Consider the following 26,197-nt stretch of genomic DNA (forward strand, 5'->3'; position numbering starts at 1 on the left):
GGACGGCCGGGGCGCGCGCTCGACCTCCACCAGGACCCGCCCGAAGAGTGCGACGGCCTCCTCAACGGCACGGAAAGCGCGCCCGATTGGCGCCCGGGACGGTCGCGTCACCCTCACGAGGCATATTCACGCAGAGCGTCCGTTCGGCGACTCTCCGTACGATACGGTTGCCATAAATCGGCCCTCGTGACGGGTGCAACCGTCGACGAGGGCCTAGACCACTAGTGGATTGAGACCTCCACCGTGATGTACCGGAACTTTATCGCGCCCTCTCGCGGCTTCACCCAGTTCTCGCACGAGATCATCCGCCATCCTCGCCTCGGCTCCGATGCCGTACGGCTCCTGACCTGGCAGCTCTCCCTACCCGAGGGCGCGCGCGAGTCGTTGTCGCGGAGTGCCGAACGTGCCCGGATCGGGGCATGCGCGTTCACCCGGGCGAAGCGGCAGCTGAAGGCGGAGGGGTTCATCCACGAGCGGCGGGTGCAGGGGCCCGGCGGGCGGTGGGTGACGCAACAGCTCGTCTCCAACGTGCCCTTGAGCGAGGCTCAGGCCGTCAAGCTGCTGGGGCGGTCACCGGCGTCCGCGCAGGTCGCGCCGAGTCCCCGGATTCCGACGGCCGGTGCTCCGACCCCCCGGCCGACCGGCGGTCATCCAAGAAAAGACCACGGAGAGAACACCTCCTACCGTCCGCCCGCCCCGGCGGCCGCACCGGAGGCCCCGGGCCCGGAGGCCTCGGGCCCGGAGGCCTCGGGCCCGGACGTGCCGGAAGAGGCCCGCGCGCTCGTCGGCGTCCTGCCGCTGCTCTCCCCCGCCCTGCGGCACGTCCCCCCGGGCATGCGGGAGGAGTTGGCGCGGCTCGCCGCCGGCTGGCTGGCCGCCGGGCACACCTCCGCCGCCGTCCACGAGCACATCCTGCGCGGCCTGCCCGCCGCCGGAATCCCGGTGCAGCGGCCCGGCGGCCTCGTCCGCTATCTGCTGCGCGACGTGCCGCCCGTACGACAGGCCGCACCGCCCACGCCGTCCCGGCTGGCCGGGATGCGCGAGTGCGAGGGCGCTCACGTGCAGGCGACGCTGTTCCGGCCCGTCGCGGACGAGACGCTGTGCTGGTTCTGCCGGGCGGAGGGCGCCACCCTCCCGTAGGCCGGCCGGTGGCCGATCGGCTTCACGCGCGCACCCCCTCGGCCAGCAGGGCGGTCCAGTCCTGGACGGCCGCCCAGTCGGCGAACGTGGTCCAGCCGACCTCGGGGTAGGCCCGGCGCAGGGCGGCGACGTCGACGGCGAGGCCGTGCGTGTCGAAGTACCCGAACATCGCGGCCAGGTCGGTGGAGTGACGGCGCACCACGAAGAGCGGGACCTCGTGATGGCCGATCGGGCGGCCCGTCGCGGCGGCGAGGACGGCCGCGATCGCCTCGGGCGTCAGCTCGTCGGAAGCGATGTCGACGCGGCGGCCGGCGAAGTCCCCGCGACGGCCGATGACCAGGGCCGCGAAGGCACCGATGTCGGCGGCGGAGATGAGGGTGAGCCGTGTCCCGGACGGCATGGGCCAGAGGAACGAGCCGTCGCGCAGGCCTTCCAGGGTCCAGCCTGTGACGTAGTTGTCCATGAAGGCCGCCGGGGCGATCACCGTCCACGGGAGGCCCGAGGCCCGGAGGTACCGCTCGATCTCGTGCTTGCTGTCGTAGTGCGGGATGCCGGTGGCGCGGTCGGCGTGGGCGGCGGAGGTGAGGACCGTGTGGCCGACACCGGCGTCCACGGCCGCATCGACGAGCGTCCTGCCCTGGCGCACCTCGGTCGCGGTGTCGGTGCCGAACGGGGTGGTGACCGCGAAGAGCGCGTCCGCTCCGGAGAGCGCCGCGTCGAGCGAGTCGCGGGCGTCGAAGTCGGCGCGGCGGAGCTCGGCGCCCAGCGCGGCCAGCGCCTCGGCGGCGGGCGAGGCGGGGTCGCGGGTGAGGGCGCGGACGTGGTGACCGGCGGCGAGCAGGGCGCGCGCGGTGGCGCCGCCCTGGGCGCCGGTGGCGCCGGTGACGGCGACGGTCAAGGGCGTGGTGGGGGTGGTCGGGGCGGTCGGGGTGGTGGGGGTGGTCGGGGGCATGGGCCTTCCATTCGCTGTGTGGCGCAATCTTTGTTGTGTGCAGACATTAGCCCAGTCGTCTGCGCCGCGCAGGGGTTTTTGGGGCGGGGGCGCCCCCGCGTCCGGGGCATCGCCGACGGCCAGGCCGGCACCACCGTCGAGGTCCCGCCCGCCGGCTCCCGCCTACACCGGCGGCGCGTCCCTGAAGCGGCGGCGGTCCCGCGCCCCCGGCGGCGCGTCCGCGAGGCGGATGACGGTGCCGTCGCGGCCCGCCACCACGGGCTTCACCGAGCGGGCGGCCTTCGCCTGGTACTGCGCCGCGTCGGCGAGGCGGAAGAGCCGGCGGGCCGACTTCAGCGGGCCGATCGGGTCGCCGGTCGACGCGACCCCGCAGGCGACGCCCTCGCCCAGTTCCAGCTCGGCGGCCCGCACGCACAGCTCCTCGGCGACGCCCACCACCTCGTCGGCACTGGGGCCGACCGAGACCAGGCAGAACTCGTCGCCGCCCAGGCGGGCCGCCAGCGACCCCGAGAGGCGCGCCCCGCACCGTGACAGTACGGAGCCGAATCGTTCCAGCAGGCGGTCTCCGACCGCGTGGCCGTGCGTGTCGTTGACTCGTTTCAGACCATTCAGGTCACAGACCACCAGGCTCACCACCGAGCCGTCGATCCGATAGCGCTCGATCGCCTCGTCCAGGCGGGTGTCCACCGCCCGCCGGTTGGCGAGGCCGGTCAGCGGGTCCGTGAAGGCCAGCTTCCGGACCTCCTCCAGGCGCTCCGACTGCGCGACCCCCGCCGCGACCACCGCGGCGAGCACCGTCGCGAAGTCCGCGTCGTCCCGGTCGAAGCGCAGCTCCCCGGCCCGGCGCGCCACGTACAGCTCGCCCCAGGCCCGTCCGTGCAGCACGATCGGCGCGACGACGCAGCAGCCGCGCCCGCGCCGCCGCAGCCCGCTGACCCGGCCGGTCGGCACCTGGTCGTCGGCGGTCTCCACCCAGGCGTCGGGCTCCCCGCCGCCCGCCCACCGCTCGTGCAGGAACTCCGTGATCTCCGGGAACTGGTGCACGGGATACGTCTCCGAGTCCGGGAACTCCTCCTCGCCCGCGGCCCGCTCCCCGGCGTTCACCAGGACCCTCAGCCGCCCGTGGTCCCGCTCCCAGACCGAGAGCGCCGCGAAGCTGCCGCCGAGCGCCTCGCAGGCGCCCAGCGCCGCGGCCCGCCAGGACTCCCGCGGAGTGTGCGCCGCCGCCATCGCCTGAGCCAGCGCCACCACGGCCCGCAACCGCACATCCTCACCCATTCCTCCAGCTTAGGGAGGAATGATCTGTTTTCCCCTTCGAGACGTCACAGAAAGTTACATATAGTGAAAATAGGGACGATTCGCCCGCTACTCTCCCGGCCAGTTCGGCTTCCGCTTCTCGTTGAACGCCGCCACGCCCTCCGCCCGGTCGCCCGAGAAGGCCACCGAGCGCCAGGCCGCGTCCTCGACCTCCAGGCCCGCCCGCAGGTCCAGGCCCTGGCCGAGCCGCATGGCCTTCTTGGCGGCGCGCAGGCCGACCGGCGAGTTGGCCGCGATCCGGCCGGCGAGCTCCAGGGCCGCCGTCCGGGCGTCCTCCTCCAGGAGGTCCACCAGGCCCAGCTCGCGCGCCTCGGCGGCCTCGACCCGGCGGGCCGTGAAGACCAGCTCGGCCGCGCGGGCCGCGCCCACCCGGCGCGGCAGCAGCTGCGTACCGCCGCCGCCGGGGATGACGCCCACGGAGACCTCGGGCAGTCCGACCACGGCGGTCGCGTCGGCGACGATCACGTCGCAGGCGAGCGCCAGCTCGAAGCCGCCGCCGAGGGCGAAGCCGTGCACGGCCGCGACGGTCGGCATGGGCAGTTCCAGGACGCCGGTGTAGGCGGCGCGGGCGGTGGGCCGCTGCCGGACCAGCTCGGCGTCGCTGAAGGAGTTGCGCTCCTTGAGGTCGGCGCCGACGCAGAAGGCCCGGTCGTTCGAGGAGGTCAGCACGGTGACCCGCACGGACGGATCGGCGGCGAGCGCGGCGCAGGCGGCGCCGAGGGAGCGGGCCATCTCGGAGGAGACCGCGTTCATCGCCTTGGGCCGGTCGAGGACCAGCTCGGCGACGTATCCCTCCTTACGGACCGCGACGAACTCACCAAAGCGCTGCTCGGACTGCTCGGCCATGACCGCACACCCTCCCGGTTAACGACTGTTCACCGGGATCCTAGGTCGGGCGGCGCCCCAGCAGCCAGGGCTCCACGACGCCGAGTCCGCGGACCGGGCGCTGCCACATCGGCTGGAGCGCGAAGCGGTACGTGGGGGCGCGCTCGCCCTCCTTCTCCGCGCGGGCGGCCTCCTCGGCCGCCCCCGTCTCGGAGACGGGCGCCTCTCCGGTCCTGGTCAGCTCCTCGGCGAGGGCGCTGTCGACCAGGACGGCGTCCTTGGGCGCTATCGACGTGAGCCGGCTGGCCAGGTTGACCGTGGTGCCGAAGACGTCGCCCATCCGGGTCGTCACGGTGCCGAAGGCGATGCCGACGCGCAGCGCGGGCATGGTCTCGTCGTGGCTGAGCGTCTCGATGAGGCGCAGCGCGATCTCGGCGGCGGTGCCGGCGTCGTCGGCGGCGTACAGGACCTCGTCGCCGAGGGTCTTGATGAGCCGGCCGCCGTGCGCGGCGACCAGGTCGGCGCAGGTGGTCTCGAAGGCCTCGACGAGCTCGCCGAGCTCCTCCTCCTCCAGGCGCCGGGTGAGCCGGGTGAAGCCGACGAGGTCCGCGAAGCCGACCGCGAGCCGCCGGTCGACCATCTCCTCGTCGTCGGCGGCCTGCACGACCCGGCCGGTGGCGGCGGCGAGCTGGCGGCGCCACACGTAGATCAGGAACTCCTCCAGCTCGGGCAGGAGCAGCTCGACCAGGGGGTACGTGACCTCGGTGCGGGTCATGCCGGGCTCGGGCGGCTCGGTCAGGCCCTCCAGGAAGGAGTCGATCTGCCATTCGGCCAGCCGGGCGGTGGTCTGCCCGGTGGACCGGGCGACCTGGACGGCCATCGGCTCGCTGAGCAGCCCGGCCTCGACGAGGCCGGCGAGGCGGCGCAGCGCGAGGACGTCGGCCTCGGTGAGCGCCTTGGCCTGGCCGATGTCGGCGAAGCCCATGGCGCGCCAGAAGCGGGAGGCGAGCTCCATGGAGACGCCGGCGGTGCGGGCGGCCTGGAAGGGGGTGTAGCGGCGGTCGGCGCCCAGGATGAGCTGTTCCAGGCGGATCGCGAGGGGGTCGTCGGTCGGTTCGACGGTGTGGTCGACGACGTGGTGGGGGGTGGGGTACGCCGAGGACGGCTCCGGCGCGGGCGCGGGTGCGGCCTCGGGTGCTCCGGCGGCGTCGGCGGAGCCGGCCCGCGGCTTGGACGAGGTCCCGGACGAGCTCCCGGACGTGCCCCCCGAAGGGGTGCCGGAAGGCGTCCCGGGGGTCGTTCCGGAGGGACCCTCCGTCGCGGAGGGTCCGGCTGGTTCGGCCACGCCGCCGCTGTTCGCGTCGTCGACGGTCACCGGCCGCCTCCTGCCCGTTCCCTGCCCACTGTCCTGCCGTTCTGTCGCGTGGACTGCGCTCCACGATCGCGCCCCACGAATCGGGCTCCACGATACGACAGGTGTGTGCTGGCTCACGCCCGAACCGGCCGCCACCGGGGGTGACCGACCGGTTCGGACGCGCCGCGCTCCCGCGCCCGGGTCAGCCGGCCGCGCGCAGGTGGACGATGTCGCCGGCCGCGACCGCCTCGGTGCCGCCGCCCTCGGTGGCGACGACCAGGCGCCCGTCGCCGTCGACCCCGACGGCGTCGCCCTCCAGCATCCGCTCGCCCGGCAGGTCGGCGCGGACCCGGCGGCCCAGGGTGGCGCACTGCGCCTCGTACGCCTCCAGGAGCCCGGAGACGCCCGGGTCGCCCGCGGCCCGCACCCAGTCCCCGTACCACTGCTCCAGCGAGCGCAGGACGGCCCGCAGCAGGGTGTCGCGGTCGGTGGAGACGGCGTTGCCGAGGAGGAGCGAGCCGGCCGTGGGGACGGGCAGCTCGTCGGGGCGCAGGCTGACGTTGACGCCGAGGCCGATGACGACGCCGTCCGCGCCGGCCCGCTCGGCGAGGATGCCGCCGGTCTTGCGCTCCTCCCCCGCGACGCGCACCAGCAGGTCGTTGGGCCACTTGAGGGTCAGGTCCGCGCCGGCGGCCTTGCCGAGGCCGCTCGCGGCGGCGACACCGGTGAGCAGCGGGAGCCAGCCCCAGCGGTGCACGGGCACGTCCGGCTTGAGCAGCACGGAGAAGAAGAGGCCGGAGCGGGCGGGGGCGGTCCAGCTGCGGTCGAGCCGGCCGCGGCCGGAGGTCTGTTCCTCGGCGACGAGGACCGCGCCTTCGGGGAGTTCGTCGGCGCGGGCGGCGAGGTCGGAGTTGGTGGAGCCGGTGGACTCGACCACGTCGAGGGAGGTCCACAGCCCGTCGGGGAGGACGAGCGCGTGGCGCAGGGCGGGCGCGTTGAGCGGCGGCCGGTCGAGGTCGGACCAGCGTCCCGCGGAGCCTTGGGAGGACGTCATGCAAGCCAGCGTAGGTGTGGCAAACGCCGCACTGCCGAACCGTATCGGCGCCGATACGCTACGGGTCAGTAGCCCAGCAGTAGCCCATTCGTAGTCAACGAACCCCCCGTGACCAGGCAGGGAGCCGCATCCCGATGTCCGAGCCGGCAGAGCACGACCAGATCGACATTCACACGACCGCGGGCAAGATCGCGGACCTGAAGCGCCGGACAGGCGAGGCCACCCACGCCGGTTCCGAACGGGCGGTCGAGAAGCAGCACGCGAAGGGAAAGCTGACCGCGCGCGAGCGGATCGCACTGCTGCTCGACGAAGGTTCGTTCGTGGAGCTGGACGAGCTGGCCCGGCACCGCTCCACCAACTTCGGCCTGGAGAAGAACCGTCCGTACGGTGACGGCGTCGTGACCGGCTACGGCACGGTCGACGGGCGTCCGGTGGCCGTGTTCTCGCAGGACTTCACCGTCTTCGGCGGCGCCCTCGGCGAGGTCTACGGCCAGAAGATCATCAAGGTGATGGACTTCGCGCTGAAGACCGGCTGCCCGGTCATCGGCATCAACGACTCCGGCGGCGCCCGCATCCAGGAGGGGGTGAGCGCGCTCGGCATGTACGGCGAGATCTTCCGCCGCAACACGCACGCCTCCGGTGTGATCCCGCAGATCTCGCTGGTCGTCGGCCCGTGCGCGGGCGGCGCGGTCTACTCGCCCGCGATCACCGACTTCACGGTGATGGTGGACCAGACCTCGCACATGTTCATCACGGGCCCGGACGTCATCAAGACGGTGACCGGCGAGGACGTCGGCTTCGAGGAGCTGGGCGGCGCCCGCACCCACAACACCACCTCGGGCGTCGCGCACCACATGGCGGGCGACGAGAAGGACGCGATCGAGTACGTCAAGTCCCTTCTGTCCTACCTCCCTTCGAACAACCTCTCCGAGGCGCCGGCCTTCCCGGAGACCGCGGAGACCGAGGCCACGGACGAGGACCGCGCGCTCGACACCCTCATCCCGGACTCGGCGAACCAGCCGTACGACATGCACACGGTGATCGAGCACGTCCTCGACGACGGCGAGTTCCTGGAGACCCAGGCGCTGTTCGCGCCGAACATCCTGACCGGCTTCGGCCGCGTCGAGGGCTTCCCGGTCGGCGTGGTCGCCAACCAGCCGATGCAGTTCGCCGGTTGCCTCGACATCAACGCGAGCGAGAAGGCCGCGCGCTTCGTGCGCACCTGCGACGCCTTCAACATCCCGGTGCTGACCTTCGTCGACGTGCCGGGCTTCCTGCCGGGCGTGGACCAGGAGTACGGCGGCATCATCCGGCGCGGCGCGAAGCTGATCTACGCGTACGCCGAGGCGACCGTGCCGCTGATCACCGTCATCACCCGCAAGGCCTTCGGCGGCGCGTACGACGTCATGGGCTCCAAGCACCTGGGCGCCGACCTCAACCTGGCCTGGCCGACCGCGCAGATCGCCGTCATGGGCGCGCAGGGCGCGGTCAACATCCTGCACCGCCGCACGATCGCCGAGGCCGAGCAGGCCGGCACGGCGGACGCGGAGCGGGCGCGACTGATCCAGGAGTACGAGGACGCGCTGCTCAACCCGTACATCGCCGCCGAGCGCGGTTACATCGACGGGGTGATCCTGCCGTCCGACACGCGCCCGCAGATCGTGAAGGGTCTGCGTCAGCTGCGGACGAAGCGGGAATCCCTGCCCCCGAAGAAGCACGGCAACATCCCGCTCTAGGCGCTGGGAGGGACAAGACGATGATCAAGGTCGTACGAGGCAATCCGACACCCGAGGAGCTGGCCGCCGCACTGGCGGTGGTCCAGGCCCGGGCCGCGGCCACGGCGGCGGCCGCCGCCGCGGGCGGCGGCCCGGGAGCCCCGGAGGGCTGGTCGGACCCGGCGCGCATCGCCCTCGGCGTGCGCCACCGGCCGGGCCCGCGCTCGTGGGCGCGGTCCTACTGGCCGGTCTGACAGCCGGACCCGGGGATATACGTACACATAGGTACACACGCGTACATATACACATACATGCATGCATGTACGGCCTGGGCCGGACCTCCGAGGTGGAGGTCCGGCCTTCGCCGTGCGCGGGCGGCGGCGGGCCCTACGACCGGCGCCGCAGGAACAGTGCCGAGGCGAGCGCCCCGGCGAGGACCACGGCCGCGTTGACGAGGACGGCCCGCCCGATGCCGTCGGGGAGGGCGGCCGAGGTGACGACGACGGCGCTCATGACGGGGGTGCCGAGCGTGATGCCGACCTGCTGGGTCATGGTGGCGATGCCGGTGGCCATGCCCTGTTCGGCGTCGGGCAGTCCGGAGGTGGCGGTGACCATGAAGCCGACGATGGCGAGCATGTTGCCGACGCCGCCGGCGAAGGTGCCGGCGAGCAGCAGCCCGTACATGCCCCGGTCGTCGCCGAGCGCCACGAGCGAGAGGGTCGCGGCGGCCTGGAGCACCCCGCCGGCGATCAGCGCGGTACGGGCGGACCAGCGGCCGATGAAGCGGGCGGCGAACAGTCCGCCGAGCACCGTGCCCGCGCCCAGCACGCCGAAGGAGAGGCCCGCGGCGAGCGGGGAGAAGCCCAGGACGTCCTGGAGGTGCAGGGTCATCAGGAAGACCAGCGAGGTCTCGGTGGCGAAGGCGACGAGTCCGGCGAGGTTGCCCCAGACGACGGTGCGGCGCCCGAGCACCCGGACGGGCACGAGGGGAGCGGCGGCCCGCCGCTCCACCAGCGGGAAGGCGGCCAGCAGGACGAGGGCGGCGGCGAGGGCGGCAAGGACGGCCGGGTCGCTCCAGCCGTGCTCGCCGGCGGCGGTGAGCCCGTAGACGAGGGCGAGGAGTCCGCCGGTGACGGTGATCGCGCCGGGCACGTCGAGCCGGGGCCGGGCGGCCGGGCGGCTCTCCTTGAGGACGGCGGGGGCGACGAGCAGCACGGCGAGGGCGACGGGCACGTTGACGAAGAAGGCCCAGCGCCAGGAGAGCAGGTCGGTGAGGACCCCGCCGAGGACGGCACCGGTGGTGAACCCCGCGGACATGAGGGCCCCGTTGAGGCCGAGCGCCTTGGCGCGCAGCGGCCCTTCGGGGAACGAGGAGGTCAGCAGCGAGAGCCCGGCCGGGGTGACGGCGGCGGTGGCGAGCCCCTGGGCGACGCGGGCGGCCATCAGGACCTCGGGGCCGGTGGCGAGCCCGCCGGCCAGGGAGGCGATCCCGAGGACGCCCATGCCGCCGAGGAAGACCCGGCGGCGGCCGACGAGGTCGGCGACGCGCCCGAACAGGAGGGTGAACCCGGCGGCGGCGAGGGCGAAGGCGGTGGCGATCCACTGGAGGCCGCCGAGGCTGAAGCCGAGCCCCTGGCCGATGACGGGCAGGGCGACGTTCAGGATCGAGAAGTCGACGGCCAGCATGAACTGGGAGACCAGGAGCACGAGGAGGACGAGCCGCATCCGCCCGTCCATGCGGCGCTCCCCCGGGGCGGCGACGGCGCCAGGAGCAGAGGCGGGGGCGGGAGCGGAGGCAGGGCTGTCGAGGGAAACCATGACCGGGGACCCCTTAATGGGATGACAGTTCCGTTAAGATGTGGGCGACACTAGCAGAGTCGAAAGCGTTAATGGAACAGGAGACCCGTTTGAGCGAGAGCCCGTCGGCCGTGCCCGGCACCGTGCGCCCCGGAGGCCGTACCGCGAAGGTGCGCCGCGCGGTCCTCGACGCCACCGAGGACGCCCTCGCGGGCGCCGCCTTCCACACCCTGAACATGGACCAGATCGCGGCGAGCGCCGGCGTCGGCAAGACCACCGTCTACCGCCGCTGGGGCTCCCCCGTCGGCCTCGTCGCCGACCTCCTGCACGACATGGCCGAGCGGTCCGTGCCCGCCGCCGACACCGGCGGCCTCGCGGGCGACCTGCGGGCCAACGCGGAGCTCGTGCACCGCACCCTCACCGACCCGCGGATGGGCGCCGTCTTCCGCGCCGTGATCGCCGCGGCGGCCTGCGACGAGGAGTGCGCGCGGGCCCTCAACGGCTTCTACCGCACCCGGCTCGCGGACTGGGCGCCGGTCGTGACGCGGGCGCAGGAGCGCGGTGAACTCCCGCCGGACACCGACGCCCCGGAACTCCTCCGCGCCGTCTCCGCCCCGCTCTACTACCGCTTCGCCGTCACCCGCGAGGAGCTCACCGGGGCCGACGCGGAGCGGGCGGTCGCGGCGGCCCTCGCCGCGGCGGCGGCCGGCGTCTTCACCGCGCGGGCCACCACCGGCCCCGGCACGGACTAGTCCTTCGACGCGGGGCGCTTGAGTACCCGTACTCAGGCGCCCAGGCCCCGCGGGCCGCAGGATCGGGACCATGCTCTGGTCCGACCCGAAGAACGAGCCGCCGAAGGACATGCGCGACATGCAGGCCATGCTCCGCCGCGCCGGCGTGCTGCTCGGGCTCGCGATGGTGCTGCTGATGTTCGTGCTCGGCGCCCGCTGAGAGCGCTCGATACGCTGCCCCCATGACTGCTGAACGCCGCCGTGTCGTCCTCGCCTCCGCCTCCCCCGCCCGCCTGGGGCTGCTCCGCCAGGCCGGGCTCGCCCCCGAGGTGATCGTGAGCGGCGTCGACGAGGACAAGACGCACGCCCCGACCCCGGCCGAGCTGGCCCTCGCCCTCGCCGAGGCCAAGGCCGCCCACGTCGCCGCCCGCCCCGAGGCCGCCGGCGCGCTCGTGATCGGCTGCGACTCGGTCCTGGAGCTGGACGACCGGGCCCTCGGCAAGCCCGCCGACGCCGAGGAGGCCACCGCCCGCTGGAAGGCGATGCGCGGCCGGGTCGGCATCCTCCAGACCGGCCACTGCGTGTACGACACGACGACCAAGCGCTACGAGTCGGCCACCGCCTCCACCGTCGTCCGCTTCGGGAACCCGAGCGACGAGGAGATCGCCGCGTACGTCGCCAGCGGCGAACCCCTGCACGTGGCGGGCGCGTTCACCCTCGACGGCCGCTCGGCCCCCTTCATCGACGGCATCGACGGCGACCCCGGCAACGTGATCGGCCTGTCCCTGCCCCTGCTGCGCACCCTGCTCGGCAAGCTGGACGTCTCGATCACCGATCTCTGGGCCTGAGCCCGCGAGCAGGGGGGGAGCCGACATGGCGCGGGTCGTCGTGGTCCACGGGATAGGCCAGGAGTTCCTGGGTCCCGAACAGATGCGCCGGGACGTCGTGCCCGCGCTCCGGGACGGCGTCCTGCTCGCCGGCTCCCCGGCGCCGACCGCCGAGGACATCGCCTGCGCCTTCTACGGCGACCTGTTCACCGAGCCGGGCACCCGCTCCGACGACCTGCCGCCCTGGGACGAGTGGGACGTCGAGGAGGGGCTGGAGGCCGAACTGCTCGACGCGTGGCGACAGGCCGCGGAGGCCGCAGAAGACACGGACGCGGACGGCGAGGAGCGCGCGGCAGGCGCCGGGGAACCCGCCGGGACGCGCGGCGTGCTCGGCCACGTCGCCTCCCGCGCGCTGCGCGTCGAGCGGGTCCGGGCCGCCCTCGACGCCCTCGCCGGCACCCGCTTCTTCGGCCGGGTCTCCGACCGGCTGCTCGTCCTCGCTCTGCGGCAGGTCCGCCGCTACCTCACCGAGCCCGCGCTGCGGGCGGCGGCCCAGGACCGGGTCGCCGCCGCCGTCGGCCCCGACACCCGGGTCCTCGTCGCCCACTCGCTCGGCTCGGTCGTCGCGTACGAGACGCTGTGCGCCCGCCCGGACCTGCCCGTCACCGACCTCGTCACCCTCGGCTCCCCGCTCGGCCTGCGCGGGATCGTCTTCGACCGGCTGGTCCCGGCACCGGTGGACGGCACCGCCGGATGGCCCGGCGGGATCCGCCGCTGGACCAACCTCGCCGACCGCGGCGACCTCGTCGCCCTCCCCGACCGCCTCGCGCCCCGCTTCGGCCCCGGCGTGTCCGACCAGCGGATCGACAACGGCACCCGGATGCACGACCTGGCCCGCTACCTGTCGGCGCCGAGGACGGGCACGGCGATCGCACGAGGGCTCGGGTGAGCGTGGCCCCCGGGGGCCGGCGCTTCCTCCTCACCATCGGCGTCTCCGCGTACGCCGACCCCGGCATCCCCGACCTGCCGGGCGTCCCCGAGGACGTACGGCGGCTCCGGGAACTGCTGCTGCCCATGGGGTACGAGACGGCGCTCGACCCGCTCGCCGCCGACCCGACCGCCGCCGCGATCCAGGAGGCCGTCGAGGACTGGGCGCACGACACCGATCCGGGCCCCGAGGACATCGTGGTCGTCTACTTCGCCGGGCACGGCGCCAAGGCCGCCGACCGCCACTACCTGCTCGGCTCCACCGCCCGGCCCGGCCGCTACTCGGCCGCGCTCGCCGCCGAGGACCTGGCCCGCCCCCTGCTGCTCGGCGAGGCCGGACACGTCCTCGTCGTCCTCGACACCTGCTTCGCCGGGGCCGGCGCGAGCGAGATCGCCGCCCTCGCCACCGAACTCGCCCACACCCGGCGGGGACCGGCCGGCCGCTGGATGCTCGCCACCGCCCGCGGCAAGGAACGCGCCCGCGAGAACGTCTTCGTCGACGCCCTCGCCACCGTCCTGAACCACCCCCGGGCCGGCGCCCACCAGGAGTTCCTGGGCGTCCGCGAGGTCACCGAACGCGTCAACCGGCACCTCGCCGAGCGCCGGGTGCCGCAACGCGTCAGCCACTCCACCGTCGACAGCGACGGCCACGACCCCTTCTTCCGCAACCGGGCCCACATCGCGGGCCTGCCGGCCGACGCGCTCGACGTCGAGACCCTGGACCGGCTGCGCCGCGCGACCCACGGACACTTCGAGGCCCGCGGCCGGGGCGTCGAGCACACCGGCGAACCCGGCGACCACTTCACCGGCCGCACCCGGGCCCTGACCGCCCTCACCTCCTGGCTGACCGCCGACGCGCACGACCGGCGGGCCCGCGTCGTCACCGGCGACCCCGGCTCCGGCAAGTCCGCCCTCCTCGGCCGGCTGCTGCGCGCCGAGGAACACGGCGCGCTCGTGCCCCTGCACGCCCGCCGCGCCGCCCTCGAAGACCTGAGCGCCGACCTCGCCGCCGCGCTCCGCCTGCCCGGCACCGGCCGCGACGAGGTCCTGGGGGCCCTCGGCCGGCGCACCGTGCCCGTCACCGTCCTGGTCGACGCCCTCGACGAGGCCGGCCCGGCGGGCCACGCCGACGAGGGCCTGCGGATCGCCCGGGAGCTGCTGCGCCCCCTGAGCTCGCTGCCCGCCGTCCGGCTCGTCGTCGGCACCCGCCGCCCGCTGCTGGCCGCGCTCGGCCCCGCGGTCGAGGTGATCGACCTCGACGCGCCCGCGTTCACCACCCCCGAGGACGTCGCCACCTACGCGGCCAAGCTGCTGCTCGCCGAGGGCGACCCGGACACCCGCTCCCCCTACCGGGACCGCCCGGACGAGGCCGCCACGGTGGCCCGGGGCATCGCGGCGCGCGCCGGCCACTCGTTCCTGGTGGCCCGGATGACCGCCCGCGCCCTCGTCGACGGCCAGCTCGCGGCCGACACCTCGGGCCCCGGCTGGGAGCGGGAGCTGCCCGACGAGGCCGGGCAGGCCTTCGCCGCGTACCTGGCCCGCTTCGGCCCGGACCGGCCGCGCGTCGAACGGCTGCTGCGCCCGCTCGCGTACGCGCAGGGCGCGGGCCTGCCCTGGTCCACGCTGTGGGCCCCGCTGGCCGAGGCCCTGTCGGGGCTGCCCTGCGCCCAGGACGACCTGCGCTGGCTGCACGCGCACGCGGGCGCCTACCTCGTGGAGACGGCCACCCCGGCGGGCTCCGCGTACCGCCTCTTCCACGAGACGATGGCCGAATGGCTGCGCGCCGAGGCGGGCCCCGGCGCCGACGCCCACCGCGCCCTCGCCGCCGCGCTCCTCGCGGGCGTGCCGGACGACCCGCTCACCGGCCTGCGCGACTGGCCGGCGGCCCACCCGTACGTCCGCGAGCACCTCGCGACCCACGCGGCGGCGGGCGGCTCCCTGGACGGCCTCCTCGCCGACCCCGAGTACCTGGTCCACGCCCACCCGCCCGAACTGCTCCGCGCGCTGGCCTCCGTACGGACCCCGCGGGGCCGGCTGTGGCGCTCGGTGTACCGCGCCTCGTCCGACGTCCACCGCCTCCTGGACGAGCCGGGCCGCCGGGACGTCCTCGCGGTGGACGCGGCCCGCTTCGGGGAGCGCGAGGCGGCGGGCGAGCTGGCGCGGACACGGACGTGGCGGCCCCGGTGGGCCACCGGGTCGGAGGTGCACACGGCGTTGGTGGGGTCGTTCCACACGCAGGCCACGCTGGAGGCGACGAGCTGCGTGGAGATCGACGGGCAGTGGCACGCCGTGGGCGTCACCACCCCGGGCGAGCTCCACCTGTGGAACCTGGGCACGGGTGCGCACCGGACGGTGCCCTCCGAGGGCGCCGCGTCGCTGGCCGCGTTCTGCGAGCTCGACGGCCGCGCCCGCGCGGTGGCGGCGGACCGCTCCGGCGGCCTCGTCCTGTGGGACCTGACCACGCTCACCGCGCGCCGGTTCCCGGACGTGCCCGGCCTGTCGGGCCGCGAGGTCCTGTGCGTCGAACACGAGGGCCGGGCGCACCTCGTGGGCGTGCGGGACCCGGGCGAGCTGGTCGTCGTCGATCTGGCGTCGGGGGCGCACACGCTCGTGCGGTACCCCCGGGAGCCCGAGGACGTCGACGTCCAGGTCCGGGCGTGGACCGTCCTGGACGGGCGTCCGCACGTCGTGCTGGTCCCGATCAGGAGTGGTGTGATCACCCTGGTCGACCTCGTCACCGGCCGGCGGCGCCCGCCCCTGCGCGCGGGCGCGGCGGTCTTCGCCGTCACCTGCCCGACGCTCGACGGACGGCCCCACCTGGTGAGCCGGGACGCCGGGAACACGCTCACGGTCTGGGACCTCGACGAGGGCTCACGGCGCTCCCTGACGGTTCCCGCGTACGACCAGATCTTCGGTCTGACCACGACGGACCTGCGCGGGCGCCCTCACCTGGTGGCCGCCTGCGACGACCAGACGGTGCGCGTCTGGGACCTGGCGGACGGCACGGAGCACCTCCGGCTGACGGGCCACGCGGGCCTGGCCGAGCAGGTCTCGTGCCACACCGTGGACGGGCGGCCCCACGCGGTGTCCCTGACCGACACGAACCTGCGGGTCTGGGACCTGGACGACCGGCCGCGGCACGGAACCGCCCCGGCCGGACACCGGTACACGGTGTACGGGGCCGCCGTCACCGAACTGGACGGCGCCTCCTGCGCCGTGACCGCCGGCTACGAGGGGAGCGTGCGCCTGTGGGACCTCCGGGAGGGCACCCCTCGCGGGGTGCTGACGGGCACCCACACGGCGTTCACCGCGCTCGCGCCCGTGCCGGGTTCACCGGCCCGGATGGTGACCGCTTCGGCGGACGGCGGAGTGACCCTGTGGGACCTGGCGGGACGCGGGGAGGTGACGGCCGGCGGGCGCAGCGACGAGGACGGCCTGCTGAGCGGGCTCGTGGCGTTCCGGACGGGCGACGGGCTCCACGCGGTCGTCGGCGCCGACCGGGTGATCCGGTGGGACCTCGACCGGGCCGGGAAGCGCGTGCTCTCCGCGCATGGCCCCGACGTCGCCCATCGGGCGCTGGCCCTGACCTCCCTGGGCGGACGTCAGGTGCTGGTCGCCGGGGAGCGGGACGGTTCGCTCACCCTGAGCGACGCGCGGACCGAGCGGCGGCTGGGCAGGCTGACCGGGCACCACGCGCGGGTGACGGCGGTCGACTGCGCCGAGCTCGGCGGGCGTCCGGTCGCCGTCGTAGGGGACGCCGCGGGTGCCGTGCGCGTCTGGGACCTGACGACCCGGACCGAGGTCCTGCGCCTGGGGCACGGTCCGCACGTGAGCCTCGTGCGCTGCGCCGCCCTCGACGGCCGGCCGCACGCCCTGGTCGCCACGTGGCAGCGGACGGTGCGGATCCACGACCTGACGACCGGACACCTCGTCGAGACGATCAGCCTGCCGGTCCCGGCCGAGGCGCTCGCCGTCCACGACGACGAGCTCCTCGTCGGCATGAGCGGCGACGTCCTCGTCCTCACGCGGGAGCCGGCGCCCCCTCCTCGGCCGCCCTGGGCTCCCCGTACGCCACCAGCGTGAGCACGATCAGGGCGACGACCAGCATCATGAAGGCGAAGGCGAGCCAGCCCATGAGACCGACCGTCACCGCGCCGAGGACGCCGTGGACGACCGCGCAGCCGATGAGCAGGGCGCGGCCCGCGCGGCCGGGGCGGCGGTCGCGGATCGCGGCGACGAGGGGGACGAGGCCGCAGAGGACGAGGAGGGCGCCGGAGCCGAGGCCGAGGGCCCAGGTGCCGGCGTACATCGCGTCCGGATGCAGCCCGTCGAGGGACATCGACTGGGCTTTCACGAAACGGGCCATCACGGCGTTGAAGGCGACGATTCCGGGTGCTTCGAGGAAGAGCACCGCGGCCGTCACGAGCGCTATCGGTCTGCGGGCCACCTCGGCCACCCCCTGAGTACGGCTGTTACCTCCGGTACGTACGACAGAGCGAAGGCTACTGGCCGGTAAAACCCTGGACAAGGGTTCGTGCCGTGGAGCGGAACGGCGGCGCGCCGGCAAAGAATGAGGGAGCCATTCGTAGGGACTCCACAAAGAAACCCATTTGGCGACTGGTCGGGCGAACAGAGACCTGCGCCACACCTCGGAGCTACTGTGCCGTAAAGAAACCCTGCGTACCGTGGTGCGACAAGGGATTTCACGACCCGAGCAGGCCCCGTATCACGCTCCGTGTGGGCAAGCTCACCACTGGGGACGGGTCGAAAGGCCGTGTCGGCAGTCCCTAAACTCAGCTTGTTTCAAGGAGGGAGCCATCGTGCGCAAGGTGCTCATCGCCAACCGTGGCGAAATCGCTGTCCGCGTCGCCCGGGCCTGCCGGGACGCCGGGATCGCCAGCGTAGCCGTCTACGCCGATCCGGACCGGGACGCTCTGCACGTCCGCGCGGCCGACGAGGCGTTCGCCCTGGGCGGTGACACCCCGGCCACCAGTTACCTGGACATGGGCAAGGTGCTCCAGGCGGCCGCGGACTCCGGCGCCGACGCGATCCACCCGGGCTACGGATTCCTTTCCGAGAACGCCGAGTTCGCCCAGGCCGTCCTCGACGCCGGCCTCATCTGGATCGGCCCGCCGCCGCAGGCCATCCGCGACCTCGGCGACAAGGTCGCGGCGCGCCACATCGCGCAGCGCGCCGGTGCCCCGCTGGTCGCCGGCACCCCGGACCCGGTCTCGGGCGCCGACGAGGTCGTCGCCTTCGCCCGGGAGCACGGCCTGCCGATCGCGATCAAGGCCGCCTTCGGTGGCGGTGGCCGCGGTCTGAAGGTCGCCCGCACCCTCGAAGAGGTGCCGGAGCTCTACGACTCCGCCGTCCGCGAGGCCGTCGCCGCCTTCGGGCGCGGCGAGTGCTTCGTCGAGCGCTACCTGGACAAGCCGCGGCACGTCGAGACCCAGTGCCTCGCCGACTCGCACGGCAACGTGGTCGTCGTCTCGACCCGTGACTGCTCCCTCCAGCGCCGGCACCAGAAGCTGGTCGAGGAGGCCCCGGCCCCGTTCCTGTCGGAGGCTCAGAACGCCGAGCTGTACGCGGCGTCCAAGGCCATCCTGAAGGAGGCCGGCTACGTCGGCGCCGGCACGGTCGAGTTCCTGGTCGGCGTCGACGGCACGATCTCCTTCCTGGAGGTCAACACCCGCCTCCAGGTCGAACACCCGGTCACCGAAGAGGTCACCGGTCTCGACCTGGTCCGCGAGATGTTCCGGATCGCCGACGGCGAGGAGCTCGGTTACGGCGACCCGGAGATCCGCGGTCACTCCTTCGAGTTCCGCATCAACGGCGAGGACCCGGGCCGCAACTTCCTCCCGGCCCCCGGCACCGTCACCACCTTCGCCGCGCCCACCGGCCCGGGCGTCCGGCTGGACGCCGGTGTCGAGTCCGGCTCGGTCATCGGCCCGGCGTGGGACTCGCTGCTCGCGAAGCTGATCGTCACCGGCGCCACCCGCGAGCAGGCGCTCCAGCGCGCCGCCCGCGCGCTCGCCGAGTTCAAGGTGGAGGGCATGGCGACCGCCATCCCGTTCCACCGGGCCGTCGTGGTCGACCCGGCGTTCACCGCCGACCCGTTCCGCATCCACACCCGGTGGATCGAGACCGAGTTCGTCAACGAGATCAAGCCCTTCGCCCCGGCGGGCGCCGAGGCCGACGAGGACGAGAGCGGTCGCGAGACGATCGTCGTCGAGGTCGGCGGCAAGCGTCTCGAGGTCTCCCTGCCGTCCTCGCTCGGCATGACGCTGGCCCGCACCGGTCTCGCCGCCGGCGCCAAGCCGAAGCGCCGCGCCGCGAAGAAGTCCGGCCCGACCGCCTCCGGCGACACCCTCGCGTCCCCGATGCAGGGCACCATCGTCAAGGTGGCCGTCGAGGAGGGCCAGGAGGTCAAGGAGGGCGACCTGATCGTCGTCCTGGAGGCCATGAAGATGGAGCAGCCGCTGAACGCGCACCGCTCCGGCACCGTCAAGGGCCTGGCCGCCGAGGTCGGCGCCTCGATCACCTCCGGCGCCGCGATCTGCGAGATCAAGGACTGAACCGGGGCCCCGGACACCGGGGTACGGTACGAAGGGCCCGCAGGCGTCGACCGCCTGCGGGCCCTTCGCGACCCGGTCCCCAGGCAGTGAGGAGTACGGATGCGTGCCGACGCGCGCCGGAACCACGAGCGGCTGCTCGCCGAGGCCCGCGCCGCGTTCGCCGCACACGGGACGGACGCGTCCCTGGAGGACATCGCCCGCCGCGCCGGGGTCGGCATCGGCACCCTGTACCGGCACTTCCCCAACCGGGAGGCGCTGCTCGGCGCCGTCTTCCAGGACGCCCTGGCCGCCCTCCTGCGCCACTCGGCGGACCTCGCCGACGCCCCCGAGCCGGGCACGGCGCTGGTGGCCTGGCTGCGCGCCCTGATCGCCCACGCGGGCGAGTACCGCGGCCTGGCGATCGCGCTCATGTCCGCGTCACAGGACCGGAGTTCGGCGCTCGCCGAGTGCAGCGAGCCGCTCCGGGCGGCGGGCCTGCGCCTGCTCGCCCGCGCACAGGAGGCGGACGTGGTGCGCGCGGACGTGTCGGTCGGCGACCTGATGCAGCTCACCAACGCCATCGCCCTGGCCGCCGAACGCTCGCCGGAGGATCCGGAGTTGGCGGACCGGCTGCTCACGCTGACGCTGCGGGGCATCAGGAGCTGAGCGGTACGGGGCGGCCGGGGCCCTCGCGGACCCCGCCCCGCTCAGCGCCGCCGCAGGTCCGCGACCCGCACCGGCCGTTCCGGCGCGAGCACCTCGCCCCCGAGACCGCCGGGACCGCCCGGGCCACCGGGACCGCCCCGGAACTGCCCCGCCGGCACCCGGCCGCGCTGCCCCGGGAGCGGGACGTCACGGCGCGGGCGACCGCCCGGGGGGTGCTGGTCGCCCCCGTGCGCCGCGCCCGTGCCGGCCACCGCGATCTGCACGCCCTGGTCGGCCAGGGCCTGGAGCTCGGTGGCGGCCCGCTCGTCGTGGGCGGGGGGCTCGTCGGTGACCAGGCGGGTGATCACGTCGGTCGGCACCGTCTGGAACATGGTGTCGGTGCCCAGCTTGGTGTGGTCGGCGAGGACCACCACCTCCGCCGCCGCCTGCACCAGCGCCCGGTCCACGCTCGCGGAGAGCATGTTGGAGGTGGACAGGCCGCGCTCGGCGGTCAGCCCGCTTCCGGACAGGAAGGCGCGGGAGACCCGCAGCCCCTGGAGCGACTGCTCGGCCCCGCTGCCCACGAGCGCGTAGTTGGAGCCGCGCAGGGTGCCGCCGGTCATGACGACCTCCACCCGGTTGGCGTGGGCGAGGGCCTGGGCGACGAGCAGCGAGTTGGTGACGACGGTGAGCCCGGGCACCCGGGCGAGCCGGCGGGCCAGCTCCTGGGTGGTGGTTCCCGCTCCGACGACGATGGCCTCGCCCTCGTCGACGAGGCTCGCCGCCATGTCGGCGATGGCGGTCTTCTCGGCGGTCGCGAGATGGGATTTCTGCGGGAAGCCGGATTCGCGCGTGAATCCGCCCGGCAGCACCGCACCGCCGTGGCGGCGGTCGAGGAGTCCTTCTGCCTCCAATGCCCGCACGTCTCGCCGTACGGTCACTTCTGAGGTCTGGACGACGCGGGCGAGCTCACGGAGCGACACGGCTCCATTGGCCCGCACCATTTCGAGGATCAACTGGCGACGTTCTGCAGCGAACACGAAACTGACAGTAACGTGAGCGGCCGATACTTTTCAGCAGTATGCGCCGAATTGCAGAAGATGCACACAAGCGGGGCCTCCAAGTGGTATGGGAGGCCCCGCCGTTGATCAGCTTTATGTCTGGGCTATGCCCCGCCTTGCCGGGGGTTGTCCGACTCGGCGAACCGTTCCCGCAGGCGGGAGCGGTGCCGGAGCGTGCCGGAGCGGACCGGCGAGGGGGTGTTACGCCTCGCCCGCCGTCTTTCGGGTGTGCAACTGCCGTGCCACTTCCGCGATCGAGCCCGACAGGGAGGGGTACACGGTGAAAGCATTTGCGATCTGTTCGACGGTCAGATTGTTGTCGACCGCGATCGAGATCGGGTGGATCAGCTCGCTCGCACGGGGCGCGACGACACAGCCGCCGACCACGATGCCGGTGCCCGGACGGCAGAAGATCTTGACGAAGCCGTCCCGGATGCCCTGCATCTTCGCGCGGGGGTTGCGCAGCAGCGGCAGCTTGACGGCCCGGGCGTCGATCTTGCCCGCGTCCACGTCGGCCTGGGTGTAGCCGACGGTGGCGATCTCCGGGTCGGTGAAGACGTTCGAGGAGACCGTCTTCAGGTTGAGCGGGGCCACCGCGTCGCCCAGGAAGTGGTACATGGCGATGCGGCCCTGCATGGCGGCGACCGAGGCGAGCGCGAAGACGCCGGTGACGTCGCCGGCCGCGTACACGCCGGGGGCGGAGGTGCGGGAGACCTTGTCGGTCCAGATGTGGCCGGAGTCCTTGAGCCGGACGCCGGCCTCCTCCAGGCCCATTCCGGCCGAGTTCGGGATGGCGCCGACGGCCATGAGGCAGTGCGTGCCGGAGATGACCCGGCCGTCCGAGAGGGTGACCTCGACGCGGTCGCCGACCCGCTTGGCGGACTCCGCGCGGGAGCGGGCCATGACGTTCATGCCGCGGCGGCGGAACACGTCCTCCAGGACGGCGGCGGCGTCGGGGTCCTCGCCCGGCAGCACGCGGTCGCGGGAGGAGACCAGGGTGACCCGGGAGCCGAGCGCCTGGTAGGCGCCGGCGAACTCGGCGCCGGTGACGCCGGAGCCGACCACGATCAGCTCCTCGGGGAGCTCCTTGAGGTCGTAGACCTGGGTCCAGTTCAGGATCCGCTCGCCGTCCGGCTTGGCGTCGGGCAGCTCGCGCGGGTGGCCGCCGGTGGCGATCAGGACCGCGTCGGCGGTGATCGTCTCCTCGCTGCCGTCGGCGGCGGTCACGATCACCTGGCGGGAGCCGTCCATGGCCTGCCGGCCGGAGAGCCGGCCGCGACCGCGCAGCACCCGGGCGCCGGCCCGGGTCACGGAGGCGGTGATGTCGTGCGACTGGGCGAGCGCGAGGCGCTTCACCCGTCGGTTGACCTTCCCCAGGTCGACGCCGACCACCCGGGCCGCCTGCTCCAGGTGCGGGGTGTCGTCCGCGACGATGATGCCCAGCTCCTCGTACGAGGAGTCGAAGGTCGTCATCACCTCCGCGGTGGCGATCAGGGTCTTGGAGGGGACGCAGTCGGTGAGGACCGACGCGCCGCCGAGACCGTCGCAGTCGACGACGGTCACCTCCGCGCCGAGTTGGGCGCCCACGAGAGCTGCCTCGTAGCCGCCGGGTCCGCCGCCGATGATCACGATCCGGGTCACTGGGATCTACGCCTCGCGCTCTCGTTCTGCCGGGGGGTCCCCCGCTGGGCTGCAGTGCGTACGCCATTGTCCCGCACGCTTCAAGTGCGTACCCCATTGTCCCGTACGCGACGGGGAGCCACGCGCCGGGGGCGTACCGGCGGGTCGTCGCGCCCCCGGCGCACCTCCTGGCGCCGCCGGAAGCCCACCCGGGCAGGGCCCCTACCACGGACTTCGTCATCCACCCCGCCCCCTCCCGTACCCTCGGTCCCATGTCGCTCTACGCCGCCTACGCCGGCAACCTCGACGCGCGGCTCATGACGCGCCGCGCACCGCACTCGCCGCTGCGCGGCACCGGCTGGCTGAACGGCTGGCGTCTGACCTTCGGCGGGGAGCAGATGGGCTGGGAGGGTGCGCTGGCCACGATCGTGGAGGCGCCGCGCTCTCAGGTCTTCGTCGCCCTGTACGACATCGCGCCCATGGACGAGGACTCGCTGGACCGCTGGGAGGGCGTCGGCCTCGACATCTACCGGCGGATGCGGGTGCGGGTGCACACCCTGGACGGCGAGGAGCCGGCCTGGGTGTACGTGCTCAACGCGTACGAGGGCGGGCTGCCGTCCGCCCGCTACCTGGGCGAGGTCGCCGACGCGGCGGAGTCGGCCGGCGCGCCGCACGACTACGTGATGGAGCTGCGCAAGCGCCCGTGCTGAGGCCCGGCGGCGCGGGGCGCCCGGCGCCGCCGCGGGGCGGTTCCTCGGAGCTTCGCGGGCGCGCGGGCCGAAAGACGTTCGTCGGAAACGACAAGACAACGATCGCAGGTCCGTCCGCAACGTCATCTACGCGCGTAGGGATTCTCCGGCTAGGCTGCTGCGCGTAGCAAATCCGTCCGGGGCTCCCCTCGGACCCCCCTCCCCGAGGCGAGAGAGCCAGTGAACGCAACTGCCACCCCGTACGAGGCCGCCGAGGCCGCTGCCACGCGCCTTCGCGAGCTGACCGGAGTCGAGAACCACGACGTCGTCCTGGTCATGGGCTCCGGCTGGGCGCCGGCCGTCGACGCGCTGGGCGCCCCCGAGGCCGAGTTCCCCGTCACCGAGCTGCCCGGCTTCCCGCCGCCGGCCGTCGAGGGCCACGGCGGCAAGGTCCGCTCGTACAAGATCGGCGAGAAGCGCGTCCTGGTCTTCCTCGGCCGCACCCACTACTACGAGGGCCGCGGCGTCGCCTCGGTCGTCCACGGCGTCCGCACCGCCGTCGCCGCGGGCTGCAAGACCGTCGTCCTGACCAACGGCTGCGGCGGTCTGCGCGAGGGCATGCGCCCCGGCCAGCCGGTCCTGATCAGCGACCACCTCAACCTGACGGCCGCCTCGCCGATCGTCGGCGCGAACTTCGTCGACCTCACCGACCTGTACTCGCCGCGGCTGCGCGCGCTGTGCAAGGAGGTCGACGAGACGCTGGAGGAGGGCGTCTACGTCCAGTTCCCCGGCCCGCACTACGAGACCCCGGCCGAGATCAACATGGTCCGCGTCATGGGCGGCGACCTGGTCGGCATGTCCACCGTCCTGGAGGCCATCGCGGCCCGTGAGGCCGGCGCCGAGGTCCTGGGCATCTCCCTGGTCACCAACCTGGCCGCGGGCCTCTCGGGCGAGCCGCTGAACCACGAGGAAGTACTCCAGGCGGGGCGCGACTCGGCCGCCCGCATGGGCGAGCTGCTGACGCGGGTCCTGGACCGGATCTGAGTTCGTCCCCGACCCGCCGCTTCCCGGACCGGGGCCCCGCCCCGGAGGCCGGCCCGAGTTCGGGAAGGGGCGGGGTGGGGAAGGGAACCGCCCGCCCCTCCGCCCCGCCGCACACCTCCGAAAGGCACACCACCGTGACGACGCAGGACGACCTCCTCGCCCGGGCCCAGGCGTGGCTCGCCGAGGACCCCGACCCGGAGACCCGTGAGGAGCTCGGCGCCCTCCTGGAGCGCGGGGCCGTCGACGAGCTCACCGAGCGCTTCGCCGGCCGGCTCCAGTTCGGCACCGCCGGCCTCCGCGGCGAGCTGGGCGCCGGCCCGATGCGGATGAACCGCGCCGTGGTCATCCGCGCGGCCGCCGGACTCGCCGCGTACCTCAAGGCGAAGGGGGAGAGCGGCGGCCTCGTCGTCGTCGGCTACGACGCCCGGTACAAGTCCGCCGACTTCGCCCGCGACACGGCCGCCGTGATGACCGGCGCCGGGCTGCGCGCCGCGCTGCTGCCGCGCCCGCTGCCGACGCCCGTCCTGGCGTACGCGATAAGGCATCTGGGCGCCGTCGCGGGTGTCGAGGTGACCGCGAGCCACAACCCGCCGCGCGACAACGGCTACAAGGTGTACCTGGGCGACGGCTCGCAGATCACGCCGCCCGCCGACGTGGAGATCGCCGCCGAGATCGACGCGGTGCGCGCGCTGGCCGACGTGCCCCGTCCGGAGGACGGCTGGGAGACCCTCGGCGACGAGGTCCTGGAGGCGTACCTGGCGCGTACCGACGCCGTGCTGACCCCCGGCTCCCCCCGTACCGTGCGGACCGTCTACACGGCCATGCACGGCGTCGGCAAGGACGTCCTGACGGCGGCCTTCGCCCGGCACGGCTTCCCGCCGCCGGCGCTGGTCGCGGCGCAGGCGGAGCCGGACCCGGCGTTCCCGACGGTCGCGTTCCCCAACCCGGAGGAGCCGGGTGCCATGGACCTCGCCTTCGAGGCGGCCCGGGCCGTGGACCCCGACATCGTGATCGCCAACGACCCGGACGCCGACCGCTGCGCGGTGGCCGTGCCGGACGCGTCCGTCGAGGGCGGCTGGCGGATGCTGCGCGGCGACGAGGTGGGCTCGCTGCTCGCGGCGCACCTGGTGCACAAGGGCGCCACGGGCGTGTTCGCCGAGTCGATCGTGTCGTCCTCGCTGCTGGGCCGGATCGCGGAGGCGGCGGGCGTCGGGTACGAGGAGACGCTGACCGGCTTCAAGTGGATCGCCCGCGTCGAGGGCCTGCGGTACGGGTACGAGGAGGCGCTGGGCTACTGCGTCGACCCGGAGGGCGTCCGCGACAAGGACGGCATCACGGCGGCGCTGCTCGTCGCCGAGCTGGCCTCGGAGCTCAAGGAGCGGGACCGCACGCTGACCGACCTGCTGGACGACCTGGCGGTGGCCCACGGGCTGCACGCCACGGACCAGCTGTCGGTGCGCGTGGAGGACCTGAGCGTCATCGCCGACGCGATGGCGGCGCTGCGCGCGAAGCCGCCGGTGCGCCTCGCGGGCCTGACGGTGGTGTCGGCGGAGGACCTGACGAAGGGCACGGAGGCGCTGCCGCCGACCGACGGTCTGCGCTACCACCTGGAGGGCGACTACAAGGCCCGGGTGATCGTCCGCCCGTCCGGCACCGAGCCGAAGATCAAGTGCTACCTGGAGGTCGTGGTCCCGGTCGCCGACGCGAGCGGTCTCGCGGCGGCCCGCGCGACCGGCGCCGACGTGCTGGCCGCGATCAAGAAGGACCTGGCGGAGGCCGCCGGCCTGTAGCGGCCCGGCGCCTCGCGGCAGCATGGGGAGGGCCCGTACGGAATCGTTTCCGTACGGGCCCTCCGGCGTTCCCCCGGGGGGGAGCGCGCGGTGAC

At 74.1% G+C, this 26,197-nt stretch carries 22 protein-coding genes; 13 read left to right on the forward strand and 9 right to left on the reverse strand.

The genetic code is table 11. From position 1 onward, the window contains the following. The first annotated feature begins 246 nt into the window (after nucleotides 1-246). Nucleotides 247-1,140 carry a hypothetical protein gene (locus AB0Q96_RS15720; RefSeq protein WP_365325659.1) on the forward strand — a complete coding sequence of 298 codons (894 nt, stop codon included), beginning with the start codon at nucleotides 247-249 and terminating at the stop codon, nucleotides 1,138-1,140. Between the two features lie 22 nt (nucleotides 1,141-1,162). Here the strand turns inward: AB0Q96_RS15720 and AB0Q96_RS15725 are convergent, their stop codons facing one another. The 5 genes from AB0Q96_RS15725 to AB0Q96_RS15745 form a co-directional block, all read right to left on the reverse strand. After that, nucleotides 1,163-2,092 carry an NmrA/HSCARG family protein gene (locus AB0Q96_RS15725; protein WP_365325661.1) on the reverse strand — a complete coding sequence of 310 codons (930 nt, stop codon included), beginning with the start codon at nucleotides 2,090-2,092 and terminating at the stop codon, nucleotides 1,163-1,165. A 162-nt stretch (nucleotides 2,093-2,254) separates the two neighbouring features. Continuing rightward, the gene (locus AB0Q96_RS15730) at nucleotides 2,255-3,370 is read right to left on the reverse strand and encodes a GGDEF domain-containing protein (protein ID WP_365325663.1); all 1,116 of its coding nucleotides are present in this window, start codon (nucleotides 3,368-3,370) and stop codon (nucleotides 2,255-2,257) included. 87 nt (nucleotides 3,371-3,457) lie between these two features. Beyond that, the gene (locus AB0Q96_RS15735) at nucleotides 3,458-4,255 is read right to left on the reverse strand and encodes an enoyl-CoA hydratase-related protein (RefSeq protein WP_365325665.1); all 798 of its coding nucleotides are present in this window, start codon (nucleotides 4,253-4,255) and stop codon (nucleotides 3,458-3,460) included. 40 nt (nucleotides 4,256-4,295) lie between these two features. After that, nucleotides 4,296-5,609, reverse strand: a complete 1,314-nt coding sequence (locus AB0Q96_RS15740) for an adenylate/guanylate cyclase domain-containing protein (protein ID WP_365325668.1) — start codon at nucleotides 5,607-5,609, stop codon at nucleotides 4,296-4,298. Between the two features lie 181 nt (nucleotides 5,610-5,790). Beyond that, on the reverse strand, nucleotides 5,791-6,642 hold the full coding sequence (locus tag AB0Q96_RS15745) for a biotin--[acetyl-CoA-carboxylase] ligase (protein ID WP_365325670.1): 852 nt from the start codon (nucleotides 6,640-6,642) through the stop codon (nucleotides 5,791-5,793). A gap of 134 nt (nucleotides 6,643-6,776) precedes the next feature. Here AB0Q96_RS15745 and AB0Q96_RS15750 point away from each other — a divergent pair, with 134 nt between their 5' ends. Together AB0Q96_RS15750 and AB0Q96_RS15755 are read left to right on the forward strand one after the other, a co-directional pair. Then, entirely contained in the window at nucleotides 6,777-8,378 is a 1,602-nt protein-coding gene (locus AB0Q96_RS15750; RefSeq protein ID WP_365325672.1) for an acyl-CoA carboxylase subunit beta, read from the forward strand. A 20-nt stretch (nucleotides 8,379-8,398) separates the two neighbouring features. Next, entirely contained in the window at nucleotides 8,399-8,611 is a 213-nt protein-coding gene (locus AB0Q96_RS15755; protein ID WP_365325674.1) for an acyl-CoA carboxylase epsilon subunit, read from the forward strand. A gap of 133 nt (nucleotides 8,612-8,744) precedes the next feature. Here the strand turns inward: AB0Q96_RS15755 and AB0Q96_RS15760 are convergent, their stop codons facing one another. Further along, complete coding sequence (locus AB0Q96_RS15760) at nucleotides 8,745-10,094, reverse strand: MFS transporter (protein WP_365326051.1); 1,350 nt, start codon at nucleotides 10,092-10,094, stop codon at nucleotides 8,745-8,747. A gap of 152 nt (nucleotides 10,095-10,246) precedes the next feature. Between AB0Q96_RS15760 and AB0Q96_RS15765 the strand changes: the two genes are divergently transcribed. From AB0Q96_RS15765 to AB0Q96_RS15785, 5 genes are all read left to right on the forward strand, one after another. Further along, nucleotides 10,247-10,906 (forward strand): TetR/AcrR family transcriptional regulator, encoded by a 660-nt coding sequence (locus AB0Q96_RS15765; protein ID WP_365325676.1) that lies wholly within the window; start codon nucleotides 10,247-10,249, stop codon nucleotides 10,904-10,906. A gap of 70 nt (nucleotides 10,907-10,976) precedes the next feature. Further along, on the forward strand, nucleotides 10,977-11,105 hold the full coding sequence (locus AB0Q96_RS15770; RefSeq protein WP_329423388.1) for a hypothetical protein: 129 nt from the start codon (nucleotides 10,977-10,979) through the stop codon (nucleotides 11,103-11,105). Between the two features lie 22 nt (nucleotides 11,106-11,127). Further along, a complete protein-coding gene (locus AB0Q96_RS15775) occupies nucleotides 11,128-11,733 on the forward strand; it encodes a nucleoside triphosphate pyrophosphatase (RefSeq protein WP_365325678.1) in 606 nt (201 codons plus the stop codon). Nucleotides 11,734-11,758: 25 nt separating this feature from the next. Further along, nucleotides 11,759-12,661 carry an antibiotic ABC transporter ATP-binding protein gene (locus tag AB0Q96_RS15780; protein WP_365325680.1) on the forward strand — a complete coding sequence of 301 codons (903 nt, stop codon included), beginning with the start codon at nucleotides 11,759-11,761 and terminating at the stop codon, nucleotides 12,659-12,661. After that, nucleotides 12,658-16,782, forward strand: coding sequence for a caspase family protein (locus tag AB0Q96_RS15785; RefSeq protein WP_365325682.1), 4,125 nt, complete (start codon nucleotides 12,658-12,660; stop codon nucleotides 16,780-16,782). The genes AB0Q96_RS15780 and AB0Q96_RS15785 overlap by 4 nt, the downstream gene beginning before the upstream one ends. Here the strand turns inward: AB0Q96_RS15785 and AB0Q96_RS15790 are convergent. After that, a complete protein-coding gene (locus AB0Q96_RS15790) occupies nucleotides 16,721-17,146 on the reverse strand; it encodes a hypothetical protein (protein WP_365325684.1) in 426 nt (141 codons plus the stop codon). The two genes, AB0Q96_RS15785 and AB0Q96_RS15790, sit on opposite strands and share 62 nt — an antisense overlap. 373 nt (nucleotides 17,147-17,519) lie before the next feature. Between AB0Q96_RS15790 and AB0Q96_RS15795 the strand changes: the two genes are divergently transcribed. Next, nucleotides 17,520-19,274 (forward strand): biotin carboxylase N-terminal domain-containing protein, encoded by a 1,755-nt coding sequence (locus AB0Q96_RS15795; protein WP_365325686.1) that lies wholly within the window; start codon nucleotides 17,520-17,522, stop codon nucleotides 19,272-19,274. Nucleotides 19,275-19,373: 99 nt separating this feature from the next. Next, complete coding sequence (locus tag AB0Q96_RS15800) at nucleotides 19,374-19,919, forward strand: helix-turn-helix domain-containing protein (protein WP_365325688.1); 546 nt, start codon at nucleotides 19,374-19,376, stop codon at nucleotides 19,917-19,919. A gap of 41 nt (nucleotides 19,920-19,960) precedes the next feature. On the opposite strand, the gene AB0Q96_RS15805 is transcribed toward AB0Q96_RS15800, so the two are convergent. After that, entirely contained in the window at nucleotides 19,961-20,938 is a 978-nt protein-coding gene (locus AB0Q96_RS15805; RefSeq protein WP_365325690.1) for a DeoR/GlpR family DNA-binding transcription regulator, read from the reverse strand. Nucleotides 20,939-21,160: 222 nt separating this feature from the next. Next, complete coding sequence (locus AB0Q96_RS15810) at nucleotides 21,161-22,600, reverse strand: NAD(P)H-quinone dehydrogenase (protein WP_365325692.1); 1,440 nt, start codon at nucleotides 22,598-22,600, stop codon at nucleotides 21,161-21,163. Nucleotides 22,601-22,851: 251 nt separating this feature from the next. Between AB0Q96_RS15810 and AB0Q96_RS15815 the strand changes: the two genes are divergently transcribed. From AB0Q96_RS15815 to AB0Q96_RS15825, 3 genes are all read left to right on the forward strand, one after another. Beyond that, nucleotides 22,852-23,289: a gamma-glutamylcyclotransferase gene (locus AB0Q96_RS15815; protein WP_046908459.1), complete on the forward strand. Its 438-nt coding sequence runs from the start codon at nucleotides 22,852-22,854 to the stop codon at nucleotides 23,287-23,289. A 219-nt stretch (nucleotides 23,290-23,508) separates the two neighbouring features. After that, the gene (locus AB0Q96_RS15820; protein ID WP_365325693.1) at nucleotides 23,509-24,312 is read left to right on the forward strand and encodes a purine-nucleoside phosphorylase; all 804 of its coding nucleotides are present in this window, start codon (nucleotides 23,509-23,511) and stop codon (nucleotides 24,310-24,312) included. Nucleotides 24,313-24,446: 134 nt separating this feature from the next. After that, nucleotides 24,447-26,102, forward strand: a complete 1,656-nt coding sequence (locus AB0Q96_RS15825) for a phospho-sugar mutase (protein WP_365325694.1) — start codon at nucleotides 24,447-24,449, stop codon at nucleotides 26,100-26,102. Nucleotides 26,103-26,197: the final 95 nt, after the last annotated feature.

Source organism: Streptomyces sp. NPDC093111, from assembly GCF_040683955.1.
Taxonomy (GTDB): domain Bacteria; phylum Actinomycetota; class Actinomycetes; order Streptomycetales; family Streptomycetaceae; genus Streptomyces.

Coding starts and splice junctions, on each gene's coding strand:
- AB0Q96_RS15745 (WP_365325670.1), bottom strand. CDS start 6,642: ATGACGTCCTCCCAAGGCTCCGCGGGACGCTGGTCCGACCTCGACCGG.
- AB0Q96_RS15720 (WP_365325659.1), top strand. CDS start 247: ATGTACCGGAACTTTATCGCGCCCTCTCGCGGCTTCACCCAGTTCTCG.
- AB0Q96_RS15815 (WP_046908459.1), top strand. CDS start 22,852: ATGTCGCTCTACGCCGCCTACGCCGGCAACCTCGACGCGCGGCTCATG.
- AB0Q96_RS15750 (WP_365325672.1), top strand. CDS start 6,777: ATGTCCGAGCCGGCAGAGCACGACCAGATCGACATTCACACGACCGCG.
- AB0Q96_RS15800 (WP_365325688.1), top strand. CDS start 19,374: ATGCGTGCCGACGCGCGCCGGAACCACGAGCGGCTGCTCGCCGAGGCC.
- AB0Q96_RS15760 (WP_365326051.1), bottom strand. CDS start 10,094: ATGGACGGGCGGATGCGGCTCGTCCTCCTCGTGCTCCTGGTCTCCCAG.
- AB0Q96_RS15730 (WP_365325663.1), bottom strand. CDS start 3,370: ATGGGTGAGGATGTGCGGTTGCGGGCCGTGGTGGCGCTGGCTCAGGCG.
- AB0Q96_RS15725 (WP_365325661.1), bottom strand. CDS start 2,092: ATGCCCCCGACCACCCCCACCACCCCGACCGCCCCGACCACCCCCACC.
- AB0Q96_RS15770 (WP_329423388.1), top strand. CDS start 10,977: ATGCTCTGGTCCGACCCGAAGAACGAGCCGCCGAAGGACATGCGCGAC.
- AB0Q96_RS15755 (WP_365325674.1), top strand. CDS start 8,399: ATGATCAAGGTCGTACGAGGCAATCCGACACCCGAGGAGCTGGCCGCC.
- AB0Q96_RS15780 (WP_365325680.1), top strand. CDS start 11,759: ATGGCGCGGGTCGTCGTGGTCCACGGGATAGGCCAGGAGTTCCTGGGT.
- AB0Q96_RS15765 (WP_365325676.1), top strand. CDS start 10,247: ATGGAACAGGAGACCCGTTTGAGCGAGAGCCCGTCGGCCGTGCCCGGC.
- AB0Q96_RS15775 (WP_365325678.1), top strand. CDS start 11,128: ATGACTGCTGAACGCCGCCGTGTCGTCCTCGCCTCCGCCTCCCCCGCC.
- AB0Q96_RS15735 (WP_365325665.1), bottom strand. CDS start 4,255: ATGGCCGAGCAGTCCGAGCAGCGCTTTGGTGAGTTCGTCGCGGTCCGT.